Below are 21667 nucleotides of genomic sequence, written 5' to 3'. Positions count from 1 at the left end.
TTCAGCAATTAAAATGTGTCAGAATACATTGCATTGCTGTTTTTCAAAGGTGTGTTCTGAACACATAAATAACGGGTGGTACCACGAATCATCATCGTCCCGCAGTCTAATGATATTTAGATTGCGGGGCTTTTTTTAGCAATGACATGTGTAACATTAAGGGGGAAATTATGGCGACAACATTAAAAAGAACAATGCGGACTAGACATATTCAAATGATTGGTCTAGCAAGCGGTATTGGCACAGGATTATTCTTGTCATCTGCCTATACAATTCATACAGCTGGGGCACTTGGCACAATTATTGCTTACAGTATTGGCGCTTTATTAGTGTATTTGGTGATGTTGAGTGTTGCAGAGTTATCTATTGCAATGCCAGCTACTGGCGCCTTTCATTATCATGCGCAGCAGTTAATTGGTCCAGCGACAGGATTTTTTGTAGCGATTGCTTACTGGCTAACTTGGACAATTGCCTTAGGTTCAGAATTTACAGCGGCTGGTATTATCATGCAAAGGTGGTTGCCTCATTTACCAGTTTGGTCTTTTTCTGGTCTATTTTTGCTGGTGATTTTATTAAGTAACTTTTTTTCTGCTCGCATCTTCGGTGAGAGTGAGTATTGGCTAGCGGCAATAAAAGTCGTGGCTATTGTTATCTTTTTGCTTGTTGGTGTCTTGATTCTGACCGGAATAATTCATTCACCACGTACGGCTTCTGCCGGCTTTCAAAACATTTTAAGTCATGGTGCTTTTCCAAATGGTATATGGGCCGTATTCACCACGATATTGGCTGTTAATTTTGCTTTTAGTGGCACGGAATTAATGGGTATCACAGCTGGTGAAGTCGAAAATCCTGAAAAAGCGATTCCTAAAGCCATTAAAGCAGTCTGGTGGCGGCAAATTATTTTCTTCATTGGCAGCATTGTTATTTTAGCAGCGGTTATTCCTTACGAAAAGGCTGGTGTGACTGAGAGTCCCTTTGTGACAGTTTTTAGTATGGCTGGTATTCCGTATGCAGCAGACATCATGAACTTTGTGATTTTGACAGGAATTTTATCTATGGCGAACTCAGGGTTATATGCTTCAACACGAATGCTATGGTCTTTAGGACATGAAGGGCTTATTTCATCAAAATTTACAGTAACTAATAAACATGGAATACCACAATTAGCTTTATTTGTGAGCTTACTTGGTGGAGTCTTGGCATTAGGATCAAGCTTTATGGCTGCTGGACAACTGTATTTGATTTTAGTGGAAGTCTCTGGCTTAGCAGTTGTCTTTGTTTGGATTGCGATTAGTTGGTCTCACTACCAGTATTATCTTAAATTAAAAAAAGCACACCAGTTAAACCAATTGCGATACCCAAAGTGGGCTTATCCAATCTTACCGCTAGCTGGATTTGCTGGATCATCATTATCAGTCATATTAGTCATATTTGACCCAGCGCAACGCATGGCACTATTGTGGTCGATACCGTTCATACTATTAGTGTATGGATATTATGCATTGAGATTTAAACTATTGAACAAATATCAACACAAACGCATTAAAATATCACAGGAGAGACAAGTTCATGACAAAGTTTAGTGAGTTATTATTTCAGGGACCAGTAATTTTAGATGGTGGTTTGGGAAGTGAAATTGACAAGCAACATATTGCTGTGGCCAATAATTTATGGTCTGCTTCTGCACTAATACAGGCACCCAATCTTGTGCGTGATATACATCAATCATATTTTAATGCAGGAGCACAAATTGCTATTGTCGATACGTACCAAGCACACCCACAGACATTTGTGGATTCGGGCCTATCAGAAAATGAAGCCTATGAACTCATTGATTTAGCTGTTGCATTGGCACGAGATGGTTTGAAAAAATCAGAGAAATCATCAGGTATCATTGCTGGTTCAGTGGGACCTTATGGGGCGTATCTAGCCAATGGGGCTGAATATACCGGTGATTATGACCTCTCAATCCAGGCATATCAGGCATTTCATAGACAGCGAATAAAGCGCTTAGTGCACAATAATGTCGATATATTGGCTTTAGAAACTATGCCTAACTTTAAAGAAGCTCAAGCGATAGCGCTATTGTTACAAAACGAATTTCCTGAGGTTGAAGCCTATTTATCATTTGCTACCGAAGCAGGAGATTATTTGTGGGATGGCACACGTTTAGCACATGCTGTAGCTTATTTTAATCAATTCGAGCAAATTAAGGCCATTGGCATCAATTGTACAGCACCAGATAACATTTTACCTGCCATCACGCGAATCAAACCCAATACGGATAAAAAAGTAATTGTTTATCCTAATGCTGGTGAAGTGTATAATCCAGAAACAAAACGCTGGGTGACTAATAACGAACCAATTAACTGGCGACGATTGGTGCCGTTGTGGCAACATGCTGGTGCTGACATCATTGGCGGTTGTTGCCGAACAAGTCCGGAAGATATTCGTGAAATTCACGACATTTTACAAAAGCAATAAAGCCATCATGTTGCGTAAAAAAGCCTGAAAAGAGTCACGCTCTTTTCAGGCCTTTTTACGTCGTTAATGCGCACAGCGTTAGCTTTTGCGTTTAGTGACGACAATAAGTTAGTTTGTAATTTTCTGATTGGCCGGGTAGCCATTTAAAACGCGTCAGTGGATTAGATTTTGTCCCCCATATATCGAGTAACGCGGCAATCGCAATATGAACTGGTGCTTGGGAGTCAAAGGTTACAGTCAGTTGATTATAAATACCGTCAGGACGAATGTTAGGCTTCACGGAAAGTAATTTTTTGGTATTATGTGTAGTGAGGTATCGACCAGCCATAAAATTGCCAGAGATTAGCCAGCCAAGTTGACGAACATAGACAAGATCGCCAAGATGACCGAGGGTGAAACTAATCGAGCCAACTGTGTGTCCACGATAGCGTAATGAAAAGCGTGGTAACATGCCATAAGAAGTTTGTTGAATACGCACTAAAACACGACCGGACATATCCTGAACATGCAATTCATCATGTTTTTTCCCTGTACGGCCAGATACTAAATAACTTGCTTGAAAGTTTTCATCAAACACGATATTGACGCCGTCATCAATGCTATGCCGTTGTCTTAAATAATATTTTGTCATGATCGCCTCTTGCACTCATTTTAACATGAAAGTAGTCAAATTATGCCATTATCTCATACAACTTGGGCACCTTATATTAATGCCAAGTTAACACCTGAACAAATTAATAATATTAAGCAGTTTTTAGATGTGCAATATCAGGAGCAATCCATATTTCCATCAAAAGAAAAAGTCTTTGCTGCCTTGTCAATGACGTCGCTTGATCATACAAAAGTTGTGATCATGGGGCAGGATCCTTATCATGGCTTAGGGCAGGCACAAGGGCTCAGCTTTTCTGTACCAGACGCTGTACCTGCACCACCATCATTGCAAAATATTTTAAAAGAATTAGCAACTGATATTGGGCCGCGTGCTTCACATGACTTAACATCGTGGGCTAAACAAGGGGTCTTACTTTTAAATGCGGTGTTGACTGTTCCTGAAGGCCAGGCTAACGCGCATGCTGGCTTAGTTTGGGAGCCGTTAACAGATGCTATTATTCAAGCTGTATCTGACGCAGGCGAGCCAACCGTATTCATTTTATGGGGAAAATTTGCGCAGTCAAAACGACAGTATATTGATGAGTCAAAACACTTAGTACTGGCGGCGGCCCATCCGAGTCCATTATCAGCATATCGTGGTTTTTTTGGTAGCCATCCGTTTTCCAAAGCAAACCAATTTTTAACGCAAAATGGGCGCGACAGTATCCACTGGTTAGAGTGAGTGAATAAAATCACAAAATGTAGTAAAATCACAGACAAATGGCATGTGTTCTGTTACAATGAAGTTGTAAATTAAAAACAGTGTTTGTTTGAACACGCTGGAGGGAATGCTTGTGGTGGAATTATTTGAACAATTGAAGGGGAAAATTAGCGGTCAAAACAAAGTGATTGTTTTTCCTGAGGGTGAAGATGTTCGTATTCAGGGCGCAGCGGTGCGTTTGGCTGCTGAAGGCCTAATTAAGCCAATTTTGTTGGGCGCACAAAAGGCTATTGAAGCAACAGCGGTTGCCAATAACTATGATTTATCGGACTTAGTAATCATTGATCCAGCAACATATGATGAAAAAGCGCTTGCCAAATTAAATGCCGCCTTAGTTGACCGTCGCAAAGGAAAAACTGATGCAGAAACGGCAGCAAAGTGGTTGGCTGATGTTAATTACTTCGGCACAATGCTGGTTTACACTGGTCAAGCTGACGGCATGGTTTCGGGTGCCACACATCCAACCGGTGATACAGTTCGGCCGGCATTACAAATTATTAAAACAGCGCCAGGCTCGTCACGTATTTCAGGTGCCTTTATTATGCAAAAAGGTGAGGCACGTTATGTATTCTCTGATGCAGCTATTAATATAGATGTTGATGCAGAAACAATGGCTGAAATTGCTGTACAATCAGCCAAAACTGCACAAGTCTTTGACATTGAACCAAAAGTGGCCATGTTATCATTTTCAACTAAAGGCTCTGCAAAATCACCACTAGTCGATAAGGTTGCAGAAGCTACGGCTATAGCTAAAAAACTGGCACCTGATTTAGCTGATAGTATCGATGGTGAGTTACAATTTGATGCGGCTTTTGTAGCTTCTGTTGGTGAGGCAAAGGCACCAAACTCAAAAGTTGCTGGCCATGCCAACACATTTATTTTCCCAAGTTTAGAGGCTGGTAATATTGGTTATAAAATTGCGCAACGTCTAGGCGGTTTTGAAGCAATTGGGCCTATTTTGCAAGGACTAGCCAAGCCAGTTTCTGACTTGTCACGTGGCGCAAATGAAGAGGATGTGTACAAAGTTGCAATTATTACAGCAGCACAGGCATTAGTATAAAGCACAAATAAAAAACACTGAGATTCGCTCAGTGTTTTTTATTTGTAATCAACAGCGCAGGGTGGTTATTTTTAGTGGTTAATATTGATTGCTTATCTTTTTGTAATTCTGATAAGAGACGCTTAGCTTCACTATCAGACAATTCTTGATGATAGGCACCAATTGTGAGAAAATAGCGGTCAGCCATATCATAGAATTGGATTGAGGCAGAGACACCGGGTTTTTGGCGTAATTTATCTTGAATAGTTTGGACTGTTATCATTTGTTGGACGCTTTTATTATTCGAATTGTGCATCGTATAATTTCTTATAAATACCTTTATTTTTTAGTAGTGTATCGTGAGTACCGGATTCAGCTACTTGACCCTCATCCATCACAATAATTTGATTAGCTTTATGAACAGTACTCAGACGATGTGCAATCACAATAGAAGTTTTGGTGACCATTAGATTATCTAATGCATGCTGAATGGCCTTTTCAGATTCATTATCTAGTGCCGCGGTTGCTTCATCTAAAATGACAATTGGTGCATCCTTTAACAAGGCGCGTGCAATGGACAGTCGTTGCTTTTGCCCACCTGAAAGTTTAATACCACGTTCGCCAACGGGCGTGTCTAGCTGTTGTGGTAATTGTGAGATAAAACTGGCAATGTCAGCTAATTCAGCAGCTCGCCAAATAGCTGCTGCGTCGGTTGGTTGACTGCCATAGGTAATGTTATCACCGATTGTGCCATCAATAATTGTAACCTCTTGGCTCACTACGGCAATATTTTGACGTAAATCTTTTAGGGCAAATGACTTTATATTTATATTATCAAAAGTAATGTGCCCGCTAGAGCAATCATATAAACGTGTCAGTAATTTGACAATAGTTGATTTTCCGGAACCGGATCGGCCAACTAATGCAGTAGTTTGACCAACTGGTATAGTCAGAGATACATTTTTTAAAGCGTAATCAGTACCTGATTGATAATCAAAGTTAACATCATGAAGTTGAATACTGGTAGAAAGCGGCAGTGGAAATGGCGCCGGTTGCGTAATTTCTGTAATCGTCGGCGTATAGCTTAGGATATTTTTAATGCGATCATAGGATACTTGTGCTGTTTGGAAGACGTTCATGAGCATTGAAAATGAACGAATAGGATCTTGTAACATAGTAACGTAGGCTAGATAAGCCACTAAGTCACCAATAGTCATCTGATGGTTCATCACTAATAAGGCACCGAACAATAGTACGGTAGCTGTACCAATGGTATTGATTAAGGTAACCAACGGTTGAAAAATAGCTTGCCACTTAGTTGCAGTAAGGGAGTATGTGTTGGATTCGTTGGCGATGGATTCAAATTTTTGCGTTTCGGGTATTTCAGTAGTATACGATTTAATGAGTTCAATTTCGGTGAGTGTTGCTTGTAGTTGATTATTAATTTTACTTTGGGCGGTACGAACATTGGCAAATGACTCGCGAATCCGCGTCCGGAAAAACCGTATCGTAATGAATAGAATAGGAAAAGTCACAGACACTAGTGCTGCCAACTGCCAATTTTGCCAAAATAAGAAGCATAATACGCCGACAAAAGTAAATAAATTACCAATAATGCCAAAAGTATTCGCACTGATTAACATTTGTAGGTTGCTAATATCGCTAGTGAGTCTGACCATTAAATCACCAGTCTTAGTATCTTGAAAAAAAGCATAGTCTTGCTTTAAAATAAATTGGTAAGTTTTAATACGTAATTCAGTAATGGCGCGTTGTGATAACATTTGCATCATATAAGTTGAGGCAAATGTTATTATGCCAAGTAAAATTGTCGTCAAAATTAATAACGTAACATTGCGGTACAGCTCAGTTGTGATTGAATGTGGTAGGGCATGATCAATAATATTTTTTGTAAACTGTGGCACAACAAAATTTAAGCCAGCCATCATCGTCAAAAGCGCAACGTTAAGGGCTACAAGACCACGGCGCTTTAAAACGGACCCGAATACAAAACGAATCATTTCGCTAGTTGTGGTGTCAGAGGCTGCTAGTTGTTCTTTAATTTGAGAGGGGCTCATTCGCCCAGGTCCATTTATCATAATGGCATTATTATACGCTAATTACGTTATAAATGTTTTTTTAATGTTTGAGGCTAGTTAAAATAATATAGCTTCCATATAGTAATAAACCTGTTAGATAAAGCCAACCAATGATACGCCACCATTTGATGTGGCGCTTTACAGTAGGTCGTCGTCCCATATTACAATACTCCGATTGTTATTTTATCCTAATATAATCTGATTATATGACGACTGTGTAACAATAAGGGATTGTTTAGAAAATAATATGTTTTTTTAATATTTCTTAATAAAAAGGCAGCTTGATTTAACAAGCTGCCTTTTTATAATGATGCCGCTGACAGGAATCGAACCTGCACGAGATTGCTCTCATACCGACCTGAACGGTACGCGTCTGCCAGTTCCGCCACAGCGGCATTACTCATTCATTATACTAAAAAAAGTATTAAAATAAAAGATTGACTTTAATTAAAGATATAGTAACATGAAAACAGTGACTTGAATTGCAATAAAGTTTGTTTTTTTGTTCTAAAATTGATTTTATTTTAGCTTTTTTGCGAATTATTGTCATTATTCAGCTGTTTTTTTTCTAAATGTTCGTTAAATTGTTGACGTCTATTTTGAAAATTGTTTTTTATTAAGGAAGGATGTGCGCTAGCACGAAATTATGGCAAAAACTTATAATTTTTCTGCGGGTCCTGGTGTTTTGCCAGATGAAGTCATTACCCAGATTAAGCAAGAATTCGAACGTAACGAACACACACATATGAGTATTATTGAAATATCTCATCGATCCGCACAATTTCAAGCCATAGTTACCGAAGCTGAGCAAAAGTTGCGTGAGTTAATGGCTATTCCAGAAGACTATGCCGTTATATTTTTGCAAGGCGGTGGGTCAACGCAGTTTGAGATGATTCCACTTAATTTTGCAACAAATCAGTCACATATTGCCATTCTTGATTCGGGCAACTTTGCAGCTAAAGCAAGTGAAGCAGCAGAAATGTTAGGGAAACAAGCCACAGTATTGAACAGTACAAAGGGAATAAATTATCAAAAACTACCAATTTTACCCGAACATTTCGACCCTGAACTTTACGATTATTTGCATATTGTAACTAATAACACTATCGAAGGCACAACATTTCATCAGGACAATTTGCCAAGTACAACAGGCCGACTTGTAGCCGATATGAGTTCCAATATTTTAGCTGAACCCTATGATATTAACGCATTTGATGCTGTCTTTGCTGGTGGTCAAAAAAATCTTGGCCCAGCTGGTGTGACAGTTGCCATCATTAAAAAAGACTGGTTAGCACAGCAAGATGTACGTCATGTTGGACCGATGATGCGCTATCAAAATCATATTGACAAACAATCCATGTATAACACATCACCAGTGTTTTCAATTTATGCGCTTAACCTTGTATTGGATTGGGTTGTTGCGCAAGGCGGTGTCACTGAAATGCATCGGCGCAATCTAGCAAAAGCCCACAAACTCTACGCCTTCTTAGACCAGTCGGATTTTTATACAGCTCCGGTTGAAACAACTGCACGTTCATTAACCAACGTGGTATTTACCACAGGCGATTTGACACGCGACAAAATGATTGCTAAGCGTGCTGAGTCAGAAGGACTATTTAATTTGAATGGTCACCGCTCAGTTGGTGGCTTTAGAGCATCTCTGTATAATGCACAATCTATGGCAGCTGTTGACGCATTGATAACATTTTTGAAGAAAGTTGAAAAAGAGCAAGTATGACAAATATTAAAACATATAATGCCATTAGTGCAAAAGGCTTAAACTATTTAACAACTCATGGCTATGAAATTGATACCACTGAAGAGCCGAAAGCGATTCTGTTACGTTCTCAAAATTTGCATCAGGAAACTATTGCTGATAGCGTGCGTGCAGTTGTCCGTGCTGGCGCCGGCTTTAATAATATTCCCGTTGATGAGTTGTCAAAACGCGGTATTGTTGTCTTTAATACACCAGGTGGCAATGCTAATGCTGTGAAAGAATTAACTATTGCGTCATTGATTTTAGCTGCCCGACCAGTAGTTGGCGCTATTGGTTTTGCTAATGAGACACGCGGTGGAGATGTGTCATTGCGAACAGAAGTGAATAAAGGTGGTTATCGCGGTACAGAATTAGCAGGCAAAACATTAGGGGTTATTGGTTTAGGTAATGTGGGTTCGAAAGTTGCAAATACGGCTTTAGCATTAGATATGGATGTTATTGGCTATGACCCTGGTTTGAACGCCAATACAGCTTGGCGTATTGACCGGCATATTGCACATGCTAAAAGTGTTGATGAAGTGTTGCAACAATCAGATTATGTTACAGTTCACATCCCACTAACTGAAAAAAACAAATTCTTTATTGCTGCTGATAGCCTTTCAAAAATGAAGCCCGGCGCTGCGTTACTGAATATGTCTCGTGGCGGAATTGTCGATGATTTGGCAGCTAAAGCGGCATTGGATCAAGATAAGTTACGTGTCTACATTACAGACTTTGCCGATGAAGCCTTATTCGATCATCCCAAAGTGATTATTACGCCACATATTGGTGGGTCTACTGTAGAAGCAGAAGATACTAGTGCTTTAATGGCTGCTCGCCAATTAGACACATACTTAACAACAGGGAATATTGTCAATTCAGTTAATTACCCGGATATTAATGAGCCGTTTGTAACAAAATACCGCGTGGGCATTATCCATGAAAATGTTCCTAATATGATTAGCCAAATTTCAAAGTTTTTTGGTGACAATGGGATTAACATCGAGCAATTAAGTAATCGTGCTGTTGGCGCTTACGCCTATACGTTGGTTGCAATTAACGATTTCACAGATGAACAACAAGCGTATGTTAAGACTGCTTTGGATGAGATTCCACATGTTATTTTGACACGACGCTACTTGAATGAAGATTATTGAGGAGTAAAATGATGAAAGATTTACAAGAAGCAGTAATAATCAAACTAGCAGAACGTGGTGTGACCATTGATGATATAGCCGATGGTACACGCATATTTCTGTCAGAAAAGTATAAAGATGCTGTTGACGACACGACATTGATGTCATCCATTGCAAAAGTGTTGCACAAGGACGAAGTAGCTGACATCATTTTGACAGCGCTTTATCTTGATGAACAAGCTGAAACAATGCCAGATAGTCAACCTCTAAAAGCACGGTTACAGCGTGATGCGAATGGACACAATGTTGATGAAATTTTAGCTATTGCGATTACCCAACAGTTTTCAGCAGCAGCAACAGTCCATTATGGTCTATTAGATGATCTTAAGCCAGGATTAATTGGCGAAATTAATGATCGAACCGATACGATTAATGTTTACCTAGATGATATTCTAGCTGCTCTAATTGCAAGTGCTGCGATGACATATCTGGAACTGCTTGGTGGTAATACTTATTAAGTTGATTTCAAAAATAATAAAGTAGCAAAGGCTTTTTGTGTTAAATTTATCACTAAAACTAGTCATTGTTACTTTTTTTTGTTAAAATTAAAATTATATTGACAATTTCAAGGAGATGTTAACATGTCAGGACATAGTAAGTGGCATAACATCCAGGGCCGAAAAAATGCCCAAGATGCTAAGCGTGGTAAAATTTTCCAAAAACTAGCACATGATTTATATGTGGCTGCAAAAGCTGGTGGCGCCGACCCAGAAATGAACGCTTCGTTGCGTTTAGTTGTTGAAAAGGCTAAATCTGCTAATATGCCAAAAGACAATATCCAACGTGCGTTAGATAAGGCTTCAGGTGCTGGTGGCCAAAAGTTTGAAGAAGTAACTTATGAAGGTTATGGGACAGCTGGTGTAGCCATTTTGGTTGAAACATCAACTGACAATATCAATCGTACAGTATCAAGTATTCGTAACTCATTTAAGCATTTTGGCGGTGCTTTAGGAACGACAGGTTCAGTCGCATTTCAATTTGATCGCAAGGGCTATTTGGCTATTAATCGTACGGATTTTCCTGATCTTGACGAAGACACGGTGCTAGAAGCCGCATTGGAAGCTGGCGCGGAGGATGTACAGACACAAGATGAAGTGTTTGAAATTTATACAACGCCAGCTGATTTTCAAACTGTTGAAGCTGCTTTGACAGCTGATGGTTATGTTTTTGAAGAAGCAGAAGTAACGATGATTGCACAAAATCCAGCTGAAATTTCTGATGACGATCGTGACAAGCTTGATAAGCTAGTCGATGAGTTAGAAGAAAACGAAGATGTTTTGGCAGTTTATACAACGGCTGATTGATTCGTATATAAAAAGCACTATCTTGATCAAGATAGTGCTTTTTATTATGACCGTGCTTGTGCAGCTTTAATTAATTGCTGTGCAAACGCATTGAGTGTCAGTGTATCTTTTTCGTCTGGTCTGAGGTTAATTTTAACCCCTTCAGCACCTTTAATGGCATGCGTCTTAGCAAATTGGGCTTCGAATTTTGGAACGGCAACGCAGAAATCATCCAAGTAATAGGTGTCTCCAGAACCTGCAACGCCATAAATGACATTATCTAAATCAACATCGGCTAATTCTTCAAAGAAGTCTAAGCCCTCATCAGGTAATGAACCATTATCATAGGTGTAGGGCACAACGACAGCAATATCACTTTCTGCTAACTCTTCTACCTCAGTCTGTGATATTTCTGTTTTTTTGACAGTCACATGGGCAGCTCTTAAGGCCGTGATGATAACATCAGCGACATCCTCATTGTTTCCGGTGATTGTTGCATAAACAACGTGTGCATTCATAACTTATCGTTGACCATACATCGTTTGTTATGGCCATCCTCCCATTAATATATTACTTTCCATTATAAGGCAAGATGACTTAAAAAAGTATCATCATACTTCGTGAAACAAAACACGAAATGTGACGGTTTGTTGACAAAACTATAAAAAGGCTTTACAGCGCCTATTCAAGGCCTTAATATAAGGAATGGAAAAATAACATAAAAAACCGCGACTTCTTGATAGATTTGCGACCGCTTAGGAGATTACAAATGATACACCAGTTGTTGGCTGAGTTCATGGGCACAGCCCTAATGATCATTTTTGGTGTTGGCGTACACGCTGACGAGGTATTAAACCGGACGAAATATCACGGTTCAGGGCATATTTTTGCGATTACGACTTGGGGATTTGGTATCACAATTGTGCTATTTGTATTTGGGGATGTGTTTATTAATCCAGCAATGGCGATGGTTCAGCTGGTATTGGGCAAAATAGATATAACTTATTTTTTAATTGTTAGTGTGGTCGAAGTGTTAGGGGGAATTGCGGGTTCTTTAATTGTTTACGTGATGTATGCTGACCAATTTAAATTATCAGAAAAAGATATTGATCCAGTCATTGTCCGCAATATTTTCTCAACTGCGCCAGCTATTCGCAACCTACCACGTAATTTCTTTGTGGAAGCTTTTGCGACATTTGTGTTTTTGACTAGTATTCTAGCCATTTCAGCAAGAGCAGGTCATGTACCAGGAATGGTGCCATTAGCCATTGGTTTTCTTGTTTGGGCAGTTGGCATGGGAATGGGTGGCACAACTGGCTTTGCAATGAATCTAGCGCGAGATATGGGGCCGCGTTTGGCCTATGCCATGTTACCATGGCAAAATCGCGCAGATGCTGATTTTAAGTATGGTGTCTTGGTACCAGGACTAGCACCTTTTGTTGGTGCCATTTTTGCAGCACTGTTTTCAAAATATTATCTAGGTCTCTAGTGAGACCTTTTTATTTACAATTCAGTGGACCTGTTTGTACTTGAATTTTGCCGTCCCTTCGTTATAATTAAAGTATTAATTTATTTTTTAGAGAGAAGATATTATGACACTAACAAAACAGCAGTATGATGCATTAAAAACGGCTTTTGACAATGGTATTTTAGATCATGATGCAGTGGCTAAGGAAGCATTAGCGCTTGTATTAACAGAAATCAACCCAAAGTAATTGTTGCACAACGGTGTGAACAGTGCTAAAATAATCACAATAACGTTGATAAGGACAACTGGACTGTTTGCAATTTTTAAGAGAATCCATGTTTGGTGAAAATGGGTAATTTGCACGGAAAAGACTACCTTTGAGTAGTGGTAAGTAAGTTTTGAAAACCATTCGGGTGACACCGTTAGCTGTCATTTAAGTCGCACTTTATGTGCTAAACTTGGGTGGTACCACGGTGAAACGTCCCTTTGAGTCGCATGACTCAAGGGGACGTTTTTGTTTTTATAAATGTCAGAAACGTTTGCATTAAAACAAACGTCAAATGAAAGGAATATTGTTAATATGTCAGAAATTAGTCTTACTTTTCCAGATGGTGCCGTTAAAGTTTTTCCCGAGGGGACGACACCTTTAGCTGTTGCAGAAAGTATATCAAAGTCATTAGCCAAAAAATCTGTATCGGCTAAGTTGCATGGGGCTTATGTGGGTATGCACGACATGATACCAGCATCAGGCGATTTCCAATTAATTACGACTAGTGATGATGAAGCAATATCATTATTGCGTCATGCTGCTTCACATTTATTGGCACAAGCCTTGAAGCGGATACCAAAGTTTGCTAATATGCATTTTGGTGTCGGACCATTTATTGACAATGGTTTCTATTATGACACTGACAATGGGGCTGGTAACCAGGTTTCTGTGGAGGATTTCCCTGAAATCGAAGCTATGATGCATAAAATAGTTAAAGAAGATTTGCCAATCGTATCACGTGAAATTACCCGTGAAGAAGCGTTAAGCATGTTTGCGGAAGATCCTTATAAAATTGCGTTAATCTCTGATTTGCCAGAAGATGAAAAAATTACGATTGCGGTTCAAGGGGATCATATCGAATTGGATAAAGGGGGCCTGGTGCCATCTACTGGCTGGATTAAGCATTTTAAGTTGACTTCTGTTGCTGGTGCCTACTGGCGTGGAAAATCATCCAATCCGATGATGCAAAGAATCTACGGTGTTGCTGAATGGAAGCAAGCAGATGTTGATGCTGAAATTCAACGACGCGAAGAGGCAAAAGAACGCGATCATCGTACGATTGGGCGTGACATGGATTTGTTCTTTACTAGTCAAGAAGTCGGCTCTGGCTTGCCCGTTTGGTTACCAAACGGTGCAACGATTCGCCGTCAGGTAGAACGCTATATCATTGATAAAGAATTAGCTAATGGTTATCAGCATGTGTACACACCAGTTTTGTCAAATTTGAACTTATACAAAACTTCAGGCCATTGGGATCATTATCGTGAAGATATGTTCCCACCAATGGACATGGGCGAGGGAGAATTTTTAGAATTACGACCAATGAATTGCCCATCACATATCATGGTTTTCAATCATAAGCCACGATCATACCGTGAGTTACCAATACGTATTGCCGAATTAGGCATGATGCATCGTTATGAAAAGTCAGGTGCTTTAACAGGGCTATCACGTGTTCGCGAAATGACGCTTAACGATGGTCATACATTTGTTGAACCAGAAAAGCTTGAAGAAGAATTTAAATCAATTTTGACGATGATGATGGGCGTTTATCGTGACTTCAATATCACTGACTATCGTTTCCGCTTGTCTTATCGTGATCCTGAAAATACTGAAAAATATTTTGATGATGACGATATGTGGGAAAAATCTCAAGCACAGTTGAAACGTGCCATGGACGATTTGAAATTGGATTACTATGAAGCAGAAGGTGAAGCTGCTTTCTACGGACCAAAGTTAGATGTTCAAACGAAAACAGCTTTGGGCAGTGAAGAAACGATGTCTACTATTCAATTAGACTTCCTATTGCCAGAACGATTTAATTTGACATATATTGGCGCAGATGGCCAAGACAATCATCGCCCTGTGATGCTCCATCGTGGTATTGTTGGAACGATGGAACGTTTCACAGCGTACCTTATTGAAATGTATAAGGGCGCTTTCCCAACATGGTTATCACCATTACAAGTGCAAATTATTCCGGTTAACCTTGGTGCTCATGGCGATTATGCTAATGACATTCAAGCACAGCTACAAGCTGCGGGACTTAGAGCACACGTTGAAACAAAAGATGCTAAAATGGGTTATTTGATTCGTGAAGCACAAACTAATAAAATCCCATATACATTAGTATTAGGTGATTCGGAAGTTGACGGACAGACAGTTACAGTACGTAAGTACGGTGAAGAAAAAACAAGAACAATGCGTTTTGCAGATTTCCAAAGTGAAATTCTAGCTGATGTTGCCAATTACTCACGTCCAGTAAATGACTAACTAATTGATTTGTAAAGCATTGAACACAAAGTCGTTCAGTGCTTTGTACATAGTGTGTTAAACGTTAATTGTAGTATAAAGAGGAGATATTTTTTTATGTCAGAAACAACAGAAGACAATGGTCAACCTGCCAAACGAGGTTTACAAAATCGGCATGTGCAGCTTATTGCTATTGGCGGTACTATTGGGACTGGGCTATTTATGGGGGCAGGGAATTCCATTCATTATGCTGGCCCAGCAATATTACTAGTCTATTTGACCATTGGTTTATTCATGTTTGTGATGATGCGGGCGGTTGGTGAATTACTTTATGCCGACCCTACCCAACATACATTTATTACTTTTATAACGAGATATATCGGCAATCGTACCGGCTTTTTTGCGCGTTGGTCTTATTGGCTAACGATTGTCTTCATGGGCATGGCGGAATTAACAGCTGTTGCTAAATATATTCAATATTGGCTGCCAGGTATGCCCAGTTGGCTTATTCAAATTATCATGCTTGTAGTACTAACAAGTGTTAATTTAGTTGCCGTGGCACTTTACGGCGAAACTGAGTTCTGGTTTGCTATGATCAAAATTGTTGCCATACTTGCTTTGATTGTGACTGGTATCATTATGGCATTAACAGGTTTTAAGACCCCAGTGGGCGATGTTGCGTTTAGTAATGTCTGGCAACATTTGTCGCTTTTCCCAAACGGCGTTGGTAATTTTATTAATGCCTTTCAAATGGTCATGTTTGCTTTCGTTGGTATGGAATTTATTGGTATGACCACAGCAGAGACAGATAATCCACGGGCTGTTCTACCTAAGGCAATTAACCAGATACCTTGGCGTATTTTGTTTTTCTACTTAGGTGCCTTGTTTATTATTATGACAATCTATCCTTGGCAAAAAATTCCCGCTGATCAGAGCCCATTTGTTATGGTTTTTCAATTAGCTGGTGTTAAGTGGGCGGCTGCATTAATTAATTTTGTGGTGTTAACCAGTGCAGCATCTGCATTGAATTCAGTATTGTTTAGTGCAAGTCGTAATTTTTATGCTTTGTCTTTTCAATCGAAATCTGCCTTTTTAAAGCCTTTTAGAAAAATGTCTAAGACACAATTACCAACCAATGCGGTTCTTTTCACGGCATTGATGGTTGGCTTTTCAGCGGTTATATCAGTTGTTCCGGCAGTGACCAACGCATTTAGCTTTGTCACAAGTGCTTCAACAGATTTGTTTTTGATGATTTATATTTTGATATTGATAGCCTACATGAAATATCGTAAGTCAGATCGTTATATGCCAGATGGCTTTCTCGTGATTGCACCACGTGTGTTAGTACCATTAGCAATTGTGTTTTTTGCCTTTATTTTTGTGACGTTATTCTTTAACCCGGATTCCCGCGTGCCAGCAATTGGCGCAACATTATGGCTAGTTATCTTTGGTTGGATAGCTTCCCGCCAGCCTAAAACGTTAAAAAAATAATCTTTAATATAAAAGCTATTCAATTTAAATTTAGATTGAATAGCTTTTATTGATTATGATAAACTAGAGGCATTGCAAAAAAAGGGGACGCAAGGCATGAATAATAAAATTTTGAATCTCAGTATTATCCATTTGGTTGTTTTCCTATTTTTCCTATTCGTTCATACCACACCAACACGTTTTACTTTTTTGAACTGGAATGTTTTTTTAGCTTTACTACCATTTGATTTTGCCGTCATTGTTTCGATTGTTCCAAGCCGACTTCTAAAGTGTTTGTTTGGTGTATTGTGGCTATTATTCTTTCCCAACACCATGTATATGATGACGGATTTTATTCATCTCTATGCCATTGGTTCTGATTTGAGCCAAGCGGGACAGTATTTCAATTATGCTATTTTAGCGACGGGCATATTTATTGGCGTTGGCTTGGGGGTCTTGAGTTTAGAAATTATGACACGAGCAGTTTTTCATCGTCGTGTTCACCTCACTTATTTTAGTATTACCGCACTGGTATCAGTATTATCTGCTTTAGGGATATATATTGGACGGTACCTACGCTTGAACTCCTGGGATATTTTTGTGAATTTTCATGTTGTTTTACGTAACATCGCCATGTCAATGGGTTACCACATGTTTACTTTTGTCATTTTATTTGCTGGCGCCCAGTTTGCCGTCTTGGTAGTATTTCACTATGGTATTCGCATGATTAAATTAGAGCAAACTCAAGCTTGACAATAACTTAATAGTAAGATAGAATAATAACTGTTGAACAAGTAGGAGCACCCGCTTCTCGCCAAGTGATTGTGTTGCTTGGCAGATACAGTTATCCGTATGGATTGCAAGTGTTGAAGTGGGTAAAGATTAGGTTCTTTGTCCACTTTTCTTCTTGATTCACAAAATAAATTTGGAGGTGCCTGACAATAGCACGTCAACCACGACAAGTTGATTTAATCAACGATAATATTCGCGCACCTCGCGTATTGCTTATCCATGAAGGTAAGCAGACAGAAATGTCTACGCGAGACGCACAACAGATTGCTAATGATTTAGACCAGGATTTGGTATTGGTTCAAGCTAACGCTGAACCACCAGTTGCCAAAATCATGGATTGGGGAAAAGCTAAGTTCGAAGCGCAAAAAAAGCAAAAAGAACAACGCAAAAACCAAAAAATCGTGCAAGTGAAGGAAGTTCGTATGTCACCGGTCATTGATTCAGGCGATTTCGAAACACGTAAGAAAGCTGCTATTAAGTTCCTTGGACAAGGTAACAAAGTGAAGCTTAATTTGCGTTTCCGTGGTCGTATGATTACCCACCAAGACATCGGACGTCAAGTATTAGACCGTATGGCCGCAGAACTTGATGACATTGCCAAGGTTGAGCAACGTGCCAAGATGGACGGCCGCCAAATGTTTTTGGTCTTGGCACCTAAAGACGCCAAGTAATTAAAGGTTTAATTGCTTGTTTACAAGCTTAAACAAAATCACAAAGTAGGAGAATTAGTCACATGCCAAAGATGAAGACACACCGCGCATCAGCAAAGCGCTTTAAAAAGACAGCCAACGGTGGCTTGAAGTCAGCTTCAGCTTATACTTCACACCGTTTCCACGGTAAGACAAAGAAGCAACGTCGTCAATTGCGTGGCACACGCATGATGGATTCAACGACTGTTAAGACATACGCTAAGATGTTGTCAAACATCTAATTCGCGTTGCGATAGTTCATCTATCTACATTTTGGATTTTAGTCCAACAAGTTATTTTTAAAATTCTAGGAGGAATTACCCATGCGAGTTAAGGGTGGTACAGTTTCACGCGCACGTCGTAAAAAGATGGTTAAGTTGGCCAAGGGTTACCGTGGCCAACGTCGTATTAATTTTAAGGTTGCTAAGCAACAAGTTTGGAAGTCATACTTGTACGCATACCGTGATCGTAAGAACACAAAGCGTAACTTCCGTAAGTTGTGGATTGCGCGTATTAACGCAGCAGCACGTATGAACGGTTTGTCATATTCAAAGTTGATGCACGGTTTGACACTTGCCGGTGTTGAATTAAATCGTAAGATGTTAGCTGAAATCGCTGTAACTGATTTTGATACATTTGCAAAGTTGGCTGACCAAGCTAAAGCAGCTTTAGCATCAGACAACGTATTAGTTCAAGAACGCGTTGCCGCAACATTGGAAACAACTGTTAAGGTTGACCGTTAAGAATAATCAAAAGTGTGGCATGACGCCACACTTTTTTATTTACTATAAACACAGCAAAAAAAATAGCCTACTTAAGGGCTATTTTTTAGTGTTATTGTAAACCAGATTGTACTTTATAATTAGCAACCAATTGCAAATTTTTGTTATCGCCAGTTGGTGTAAAGACAATTGTAACTTTTGCGCCACTCGTACTAATCCAGTTAGCAGTGACCGTGTCAGAAGCAACTAAATTAGTAGGGTTCCCGTAGCTTGCTTTAACTTGATCATAGGTAGCACTACCTAACTTCACCGTATTAAAATTAGCAAGGGTCCAATTACCAAATGTAACAGCTTTAGGGGCTGGTGCTGGTGTTGCTACACTGCTTGACGCTGCGACTTGCGGTGCAGACGTCTGGTTATCGGCAATCGGTGTTTGTGTGCCATCATTGACCACTGCATGAATGGCTTCTGAGGCTGCTGAACTAGGAACAGATGGGACAACAACTGAAGAGGCTTCATCAGTCGATGACACAGGCGCATTGGAGCTAGTAGCACTAGTTGAACCAGTGCTGTTTGATTTGTTCTGGCTTTGAGAAGATTGACTAGTCGATTGTGATGTTTCTGATGTTTTTTTACCACCATGTTGACCTAAAATCACGGTTGCCACAATAATAACGGCGACAATTAGAAGACCGACAAGTAAGTAACGAAGGCGGTGAGACTGCTTAAATGGTTTGCGTTGCATAATTAAAATCAGGACGCATTGTCCTGTTCCTTTCCTTAGATAATGATAACAGAAAATGCTTAAAGTATGTTAAAATGGATATAATTACGTATCGAGACAAAAAATAGGATGACTCCGCGTTTTAGAAACCAGCAGTATCCACTTGTTTATATTTACGAAAAAATTATGGCTTATAGCATAAGTCTATTTATAAAGGGAAAAAGATGACAGATTTAAGTATTATTCCATTTGGCGGTGTCCGCGAAAATGGTAAAAACATGTACGCAATTACAGTAAATGATGAAATTTTTATTTTTGACGCTGGTTTGAAATATCCGGAAACAGATCAATTAGGTGTGGATGTTGTCGTACCTGATTTTGATTATTTAATAAAAAATAGTGATAAAATTGCCGGTGTTTTTTTGACACATGGTCACGCTGATGCTATTGGTGCCTTACCTTATTTTTTGCAACAAGTACAAGCGCCAATATTTGGTTCAGAACTAACGATTGAGTTAGCTAAGTTAGCTATCAAAGATCAAGAAGCGCTCAAGGATTACGACGATTACCATGTTGTCAATGCAAAAACTGAAATTGACTTTGGAACTGTGACTGTATCGTTTTTTAATACAACACATTCCATTCCAGATTCAATGGGCATTGTGTTAGGCACACCGTTTGGACAAATTGTTTATACGGGCGATTTTAAGTTTGACCAAACAGCAGAAAAAAATTATCGAACTGACATTGCTCGACTAGTCGAAATTGGTCAAGGTAAAGTATTAGCATTACTTGCCGATGCTGCAGGGACAGAAGGGGATACTGACTCTGTTAATGAATCTAAAATTAGTGATTACATTTTAGAGACATTCCGTGATAATAAAAAGAAACGCATTATTATTGCTGCAGTTGCTTCTAATATTCAACGTATTCAACAGGTCATTGACGCCACTGTGGCAACAAAGCGTAAACTAGTGTTGTCCGGTAATGATATTGAAAATGTTGTTCGAACAGCTATCCGCCTTCGTAAATTATACCTTCCCGTACCGGAAAGTAAATTACTTGTTAATCTTAAAAATGCTAAAAACTTAGCTGCTTCAGAGACAGTGATTCTGGAAACAGGACGTATGGGAGAGCCCATCAAGCATTTGAATCGCATGGCTAATGGTGAAGATCCTTATGTTCGTATAGGAGAAGATGACCTTGTCTTTATTACGACAACACCTTCTACGGCAATGGAAAGTGTTGTTGCCAAAACACGTGATATGCTCTTCAAGCAAGGCGCCAATGTTAAGCAAATCAGCAGTGACTTACGCTCAAGTGGTCATGCATCACGTAACGACTTGCAAATGATGATTAATGTCTTAAAACCAGATTATTTCATGCCAATTCAAGGTGAATATCGCGTGATGTCTTCTGCTAAGTCTGCTGCAGAAGAAGTGAATATTGCAACAGACCATATTATGATGGCAATGAAGGGTGATCAATTCAAATGGCTTGACGATCATTTCGAGTTACAAGATTCATTTACGATTGGCGAAACGCTAATTGATGGGGCTGGTATTGGGGACATTGGTAACGTAGTCTTGCGTGATCGTCGCATTTTGTCTGAAGATGGTATTTTCGTTTCTGTTGTGACGATTGATCGTAAGAAACGACAAGTGGTTTCTAAGCCAAAATTGACTTCTCGCGGTTTTGTCTACGTGAAGGCTAACCGTGACTTGATGAAAGAAGCGTCAGAAATAACGGTTAAGCAGATTGAAAATTATCTCAATACAACTAAAAACTTTGATTGGAATGAATTGAAGAACGGCGTTCGAGAGGTCTTGTCGCGTTATTTATTTGATCAAACGCGTCGTCGTCCGATGGTGATGCCAGTTGTAATGGAAGTTAACCAGAATCGTCGGCCAACGTCACATAAGAGCAATAATGCCAATAATAAAACTAAAACGCGTCAAGCACAAAACGTTAAATTAAATAAAGAAAAAAATAACACACCTAAGAAGAAAGCTAAAAAGGTTGTTGTGAAGGCAGAGAAATAACATAATTTAGCAT

Annotated in this window: 22 protein-coding genes, 1 tRNA gene and 1 other annotated feature; of the genes, 17 read left to right on the top strand and 6 right to left on the bottom strand. The window is 39.4% G+C overall.

Features of this window, described 5'->3' with window-relative positions:
• Positions 1–170: 170 nt before the first annotated feature.
• Positions 171–1583, top strand: coding sequence for an amino acid permease (locus FGL72_RS05635; RefSeq protein ID WP_004904239.1), 1413 nt, complete (start codon positions 171–173; stop codon positions 1581–1583).
• The gene (gene mmuM / locus FGL72_RS05630) at positions 1570–2484 is read left to right on the top strand and encodes a homocysteine S-methyltransferase (RefSeq protein ID WP_085698850.1); all 915 of its coding nucleotides are present in this window, start codon (positions 1570–1572) and stop codon (positions 2482–2484) included. Before FGL72_RS05635 ends, mmuM begins: the two co-directional genes overlap by 14 nt.
• A 91-nt stretch (positions 2485–2575) precedes the next feature.
• Here the strand turns inward: mmuM and FGL72_RS05625 are convergent, their stop codons facing one another.
• Positions 2576–3115, bottom strand: coding sequence for an LURP-one-related/scramblase family protein (locus FGL72_RS05625; RefSeq protein WP_004900403.1), 540 nt, complete (start codon positions 3113–3115; stop codon positions 2576–2578).
• Between the two features lie 42 nt (positions 3116–3157).
• On the opposite strand from FGL72_RS05625, the gene FGL72_RS05620 reads away from it, so the two are divergent.
• Together FGL72_RS05620 and pta are read left to right on the top strand one after the other, a co-directional pair.
• Positions 3158–3817: a uracil-DNA glycosylase gene (locus tag FGL72_RS05620; protein ID WP_146992843.1), complete on the top strand. Its 660-nt coding sequence runs from the start codon at positions 3158–3160 to the stop codon at positions 3815–3817.
• Positions 3818–3923: 106 nt separating this feature from the next.
• Complete coding sequence (pta, locus tag FGL72_RS05615) at positions 3924–4916, top strand: phosphate acetyltransferase (protein ID WP_012305091.1); 993 nt, start codon at positions 3924–3926, stop codon at positions 4914–4916.
• Between the two features lie 28 nt (positions 4917–4944).
• On the opposite strand, the gene FGL72_RS05610 is transcribed toward pta, so the two are convergent.
• The 3 genes from FGL72_RS05610 to FGL72_RS05600 form a co-directional block, all read right to left on the bottom strand.
• Positions 4945–5178 (bottom strand): hypothetical protein, encoded by a 234-nt coding sequence (locus FGL72_RS05610; RefSeq protein ID WP_243130139.1) that lies wholly within the window; start codon positions 5176–5178, stop codon positions 4945–4947.
• A gap of 16 nt (positions 5179–5194) precedes the next feature.
• Positions 5195–6991 carry an ABC transporter ATP-binding protein gene (locus FGL72_RS05605; protein ID WP_085698856.1) on the bottom strand — a complete coding sequence of 599 codons (1797 nt, stop codon included), beginning with the start codon at positions 6989–6991 and terminating at the stop codon, positions 5195–5197.
• A 311-nt stretch (positions 6992–7302) separates the two neighbouring features.
• Positions 7303–7386, bottom strand: a tRNA-Leu gene (locus tag FGL72_RS05600).
• Positions 7387–7637: 251 nt separating this feature from the next.
• Here FGL72_RS05600 and serC point away from each other — a divergent pair.
• The 4 genes from serC to FGL72_RS05580 all read left to right on the top strand — a co-directional run bounded on the left by serC (position 7638) and on the right by FGL72_RS05580 (position 11247).
• Positions 7638–8729 (top strand): 3-phosphoserine/phosphohydroxythreonine transaminase, encoded by a 1092-nt coding sequence (gene serC / locus FGL72_RS05595; protein WP_004904228.1) that lies wholly within the window; start codon positions 7638–7640, stop codon positions 8727–8729.
• Positions 8726–9904, top strand: coding sequence for a 3-phosphoglycerate dehydrogenase family protein (locus FGL72_RS05590; protein ID WP_004900387.1), 1179 nt, complete (start codon positions 8726–8728; stop codon positions 9902–9904). Before serC ends, FGL72_RS05590 begins: the two co-directional genes overlap by 4 nt.
• Before the next feature lie 8 nt (positions 9905–9912).
• Positions 9913–10401, top strand: coding sequence for a phosphatidylglycerophosphatase A (locus tag FGL72_RS05585; RefSeq protein ID WP_146992839.1), 489 nt, complete (start codon positions 9913–9915; stop codon positions 10399–10401).
• 123 nt (positions 10402–10524) lie between these two features.
• Positions 10525–11247 (top strand): YebC/PmpR family DNA-binding transcriptional regulator, encoded by a 723-nt coding sequence (locus FGL72_RS05580; RefSeq protein ID WP_004900382.1) that lies wholly within the window; start codon positions 10525–10527, stop codon positions 11245–11247.
• 44 nt (positions 11248–11291) lie between these two features.
• On the opposite strand, the gene FGL72_RS05575 is transcribed toward FGL72_RS05580, so the two are convergent.
• Positions 11292–11744 carry a flavodoxin gene (locus FGL72_RS05575; protein ID WP_133286229.1) on the bottom strand — a complete coding sequence of 151 codons (453 nt, stop codon included), beginning with the start codon at positions 11742–11744 and terminating at the stop codon, positions 11292–11294.
• A gap of 251 nt (positions 11745–11995) precedes the next feature.
• Between FGL72_RS05575 and larD the strand changes: the two genes are divergently transcribed.
• From larD to rplT, 8 genes are all read left to right on the top strand, one after another.
• A complete protein-coding gene (larD, locus tag FGL72_RS05570; RefSeq protein WP_004900379.1) occupies positions 11996–12715 on the top strand; it encodes a D/L-lactic acid transporter LarD in 720 nt (239 codons plus the stop codon).
• A 103-nt stretch (positions 12716–12818) separates the two neighbouring features.
• Complete coding sequence (locus FGL72_RS09910) at positions 12819–12941, top strand: hypothetical protein (protein ID WP_004900377.1); 123 nt, start codon at positions 12819–12821, stop codon at positions 12939–12941.
• Between the two features lie 36 nt (positions 12942–12977).
• Positions 12978–13183: a binding site (T-box leader), on the top strand.
• Between the two features lie 91 nt (positions 13184–13274).
• The gene (gene thrS / locus FGL72_RS05565; RefSeq protein WP_004908108.1) at positions 13275–15236 is read left to right on the top strand and encodes a threonine--tRNA ligase; all 1962 of its coding nucleotides are present in this window, start codon (positions 13275–13277) and stop codon (positions 15234–15236) included.
• 96 nt (positions 15237–15332) lie between these two features.
• Positions 15333–16706, top strand: coding sequence for an amino acid permease (locus tag FGL72_RS05560; protein WP_004900372.1), 1374 nt, complete (start codon positions 15333–15335; stop codon positions 16704–16706).
• 96 nt (positions 16707–16802) lie between these two features.
• Positions 16803–17438, top strand: a complete 636-nt coding sequence (locus FGL72_RS05555) for a DUF1361 domain-containing protein (protein WP_146992837.1) — start codon at positions 16803–16805, stop codon at positions 17436–17438.
• 170 nt (positions 17439–17608) lie between these two features.
• Positions 17609–18148 carry a translation initiation factor IF-3 gene (gene infC / locus FGL72_RS05550; RefSeq protein ID WP_216769572.1) on the top strand — a complete coding sequence of 180 codons (540 nt, stop codon included), beginning with the start codon at positions 17609–17611 and terminating at the stop codon, positions 18146–18148.
• Between the two features lie 62 nt (positions 18149–18210).
• The gene (gene rpmI, locus FGL72_RS05545) at positions 18211–18408 is read left to right on the top strand and encodes a 50S ribosomal protein L35 (RefSeq protein ID WP_004900365.1); all 198 of its coding nucleotides are present in this window, start codon (positions 18211–18213) and stop codon (positions 18406–18408) included.
• An 81-nt stretch (positions 18409–18489) separates the two neighbouring features.
• The gene (rplT, locus tag FGL72_RS05540; RefSeq protein WP_004900351.1) at positions 18490–18909 is read left to right on the top strand and encodes a 50S ribosomal protein L20; all 420 of its coding nucleotides are present in this window, start codon (positions 18490–18492) and stop codon (positions 18907–18909) included.
• A 91-nt stretch (positions 18910–19000) separates the two neighbouring features.
• On the opposite strand, the gene FGL72_RS05535 is transcribed toward rplT, so the two are convergent.
• A complete protein-coding gene (locus tag FGL72_RS05535; RefSeq protein ID WP_085698861.1) occupies positions 19001–19633 on the bottom strand; it encodes a hypothetical protein in 633 nt (210 codons plus the stop codon).
• 203 nt (positions 19634–19836) lie between these two features.
• Here FGL72_RS05535 and FGL72_RS05530 point away from each other — a divergent pair, with 203 nt between their 5' ends.
• Positions 19837–21654, top strand: a complete 1818-nt coding sequence (locus tag FGL72_RS05530) for a ribonuclease J (RefSeq protein ID WP_133286227.1) — start codon at positions 19837–19839, stop codon at positions 21652–21654.
• Positions 21655–21667: the final 13 nt, after the last annotated feature.

The sequence above is a fragment of the Leuconostoc citreum genome (assembly GCF_007954785.1).
In the GTDB taxonomy this organism is placed as follows: domain Bacteria; phylum Bacillota; class Bacilli; order Lactobacillales; family Lactobacillaceae; genus Leuconostoc; species Leuconostoc citreum.
The sequence above is the reverse complement of the archived record's forward strand: the minus strand, read 5'-3'. Positions and strand labels throughout refer to the sequence as shown.

Excerpts from the sequence above, each read along its gene's own strand:
- FGL72_RS05635 (WP_004904239.1), top strand. The coding sequence starts at position 171 with ATGGCGACAACATTAAAAAGAACAATGCGGACTAGACATATTCAAATG.
- mmuM (WP_085698850.1), top strand. The coding sequence starts at position 1,570 with ATGACAAAGTTTAGTGAGTTATTATTTCAGGGACCAGTAATTTTAGAT.
- FGL72_RS05625 (WP_004900403.1), bottom strand. The coding sequence starts at position 3,115 with ATGACAAAATATTATTTAAGACAACGGCATAGCATTGATGACGGCGTC.
- FGL72_RS05620 (WP_146992843.1), top strand. The coding sequence starts at position 3,158 with ATGCCATTATCTCATACAACTTGGGCACCTTATATTAATGCCAAGTTA.
- pta (WP_012305091.1), top strand. The coding sequence starts at position 3,924 with ATGCTTGTGGTGGAATTATTTGAACAATTGAAGGGGAAAATTAGCGGT.
- FGL72_RS05610 (WP_243130139.1), bottom strand. The coding sequence starts at position 5,178 with ATGATAACAGTCCAAACTATTCAAGATAAATTACGCCAAAAACCCGGT.
- FGL72_RS05605 (WP_085698856.1), bottom strand. The coding sequence starts at position 6,991 with ATGATAAATGGACCTGGGCGAATGAGCCCCTCTCAAATTAAAGAACAA.
- serC (WP_004904228.1), top strand. The coding sequence starts at position 7,638 with ATGGCAAAAACTTATAATTTTTCTGCGGGTCCTGGTGTTTTGCCAGAT.
- FGL72_RS05590 (WP_004900387.1), top strand. The coding sequence starts at position 8,726 with ATGACAAATATTAAAACATATAATGCCATTAGTGCAAAAGGCTTAAAC.
- FGL72_RS05585 (WP_146992839.1), top strand. The coding sequence starts at position 9,913 with ATGATGAAAGATTTACAAGAAGCAGTAATAATCAAACTAGCAGAACGT.
- FGL72_RS05580 (WP_004900382.1), top strand. The coding sequence starts at position 10,525 with ATGTCAGGACATAGTAAGTGGCATAACATCCAGGGCCGAAAAAATGCC.
- FGL72_RS05575 (WP_133286229.1), bottom strand. The coding sequence starts at position 11,744 with ATGAATGCACACGTTGTTTATGCAACAATCACCGGAAACAATGAGGAT.
- larD (WP_004900379.1), top strand. The coding sequence starts at position 11,996 with ATGATACACCAGTTGTTGGCTGAGTTCATGGGCACAGCCCTAATGATC.
- FGL72_RS09910 (WP_004900377.1), top strand. The coding sequence starts at position 12,819 with ATGACACTAACAAAACAGCAGTATGATGCATTAAAAACGGCTTTTGAC.
- thrS (WP_004908108.1), top strand. The coding sequence starts at position 13,275 with ATGTCAGAAATTAGTCTTACTTTTCCAGATGGTGCCGTTAAAGTTTTT.
- FGL72_RS05560 (WP_004900372.1), top strand. The coding sequence starts at position 15,333 with ATGTCAGAAACAACAGAAGACAATGGTCAACCTGCCAAACGAGGTTTA.
- FGL72_RS05555 (WP_146992837.1), top strand. The coding sequence starts at position 16,803 with ATGAATAATAAAATTTTGAATCTCAGTATTATCCATTTGGTTGTTTTC.
- rpmI (WP_004900365.1), top strand. The coding sequence starts at position 18,211 with ATGCCAAAGATGAAGACACACCGCGCATCAGCAAAGCGCTTTAAAAAG.
- rplT (WP_004900351.1), top strand. The coding sequence starts at position 18,490 with ATGCGAGTTAAGGGTGGTACAGTTTCACGCGCACGTCGTAAAAAGATG.
- FGL72_RS05535 (WP_085698861.1), bottom strand. The coding sequence starts at position 19,633 with ATGCAACGCAAACCATTTAAGCAGTCTCACCGCCTTCGTTACTTACTT.
- FGL72_RS05530 (WP_133286227.1), top strand. The coding sequence starts at position 19,837 with ATGACAGATTTAAGTATTATTCCATTTGGCGGTGTCCGCGAAAATGGT.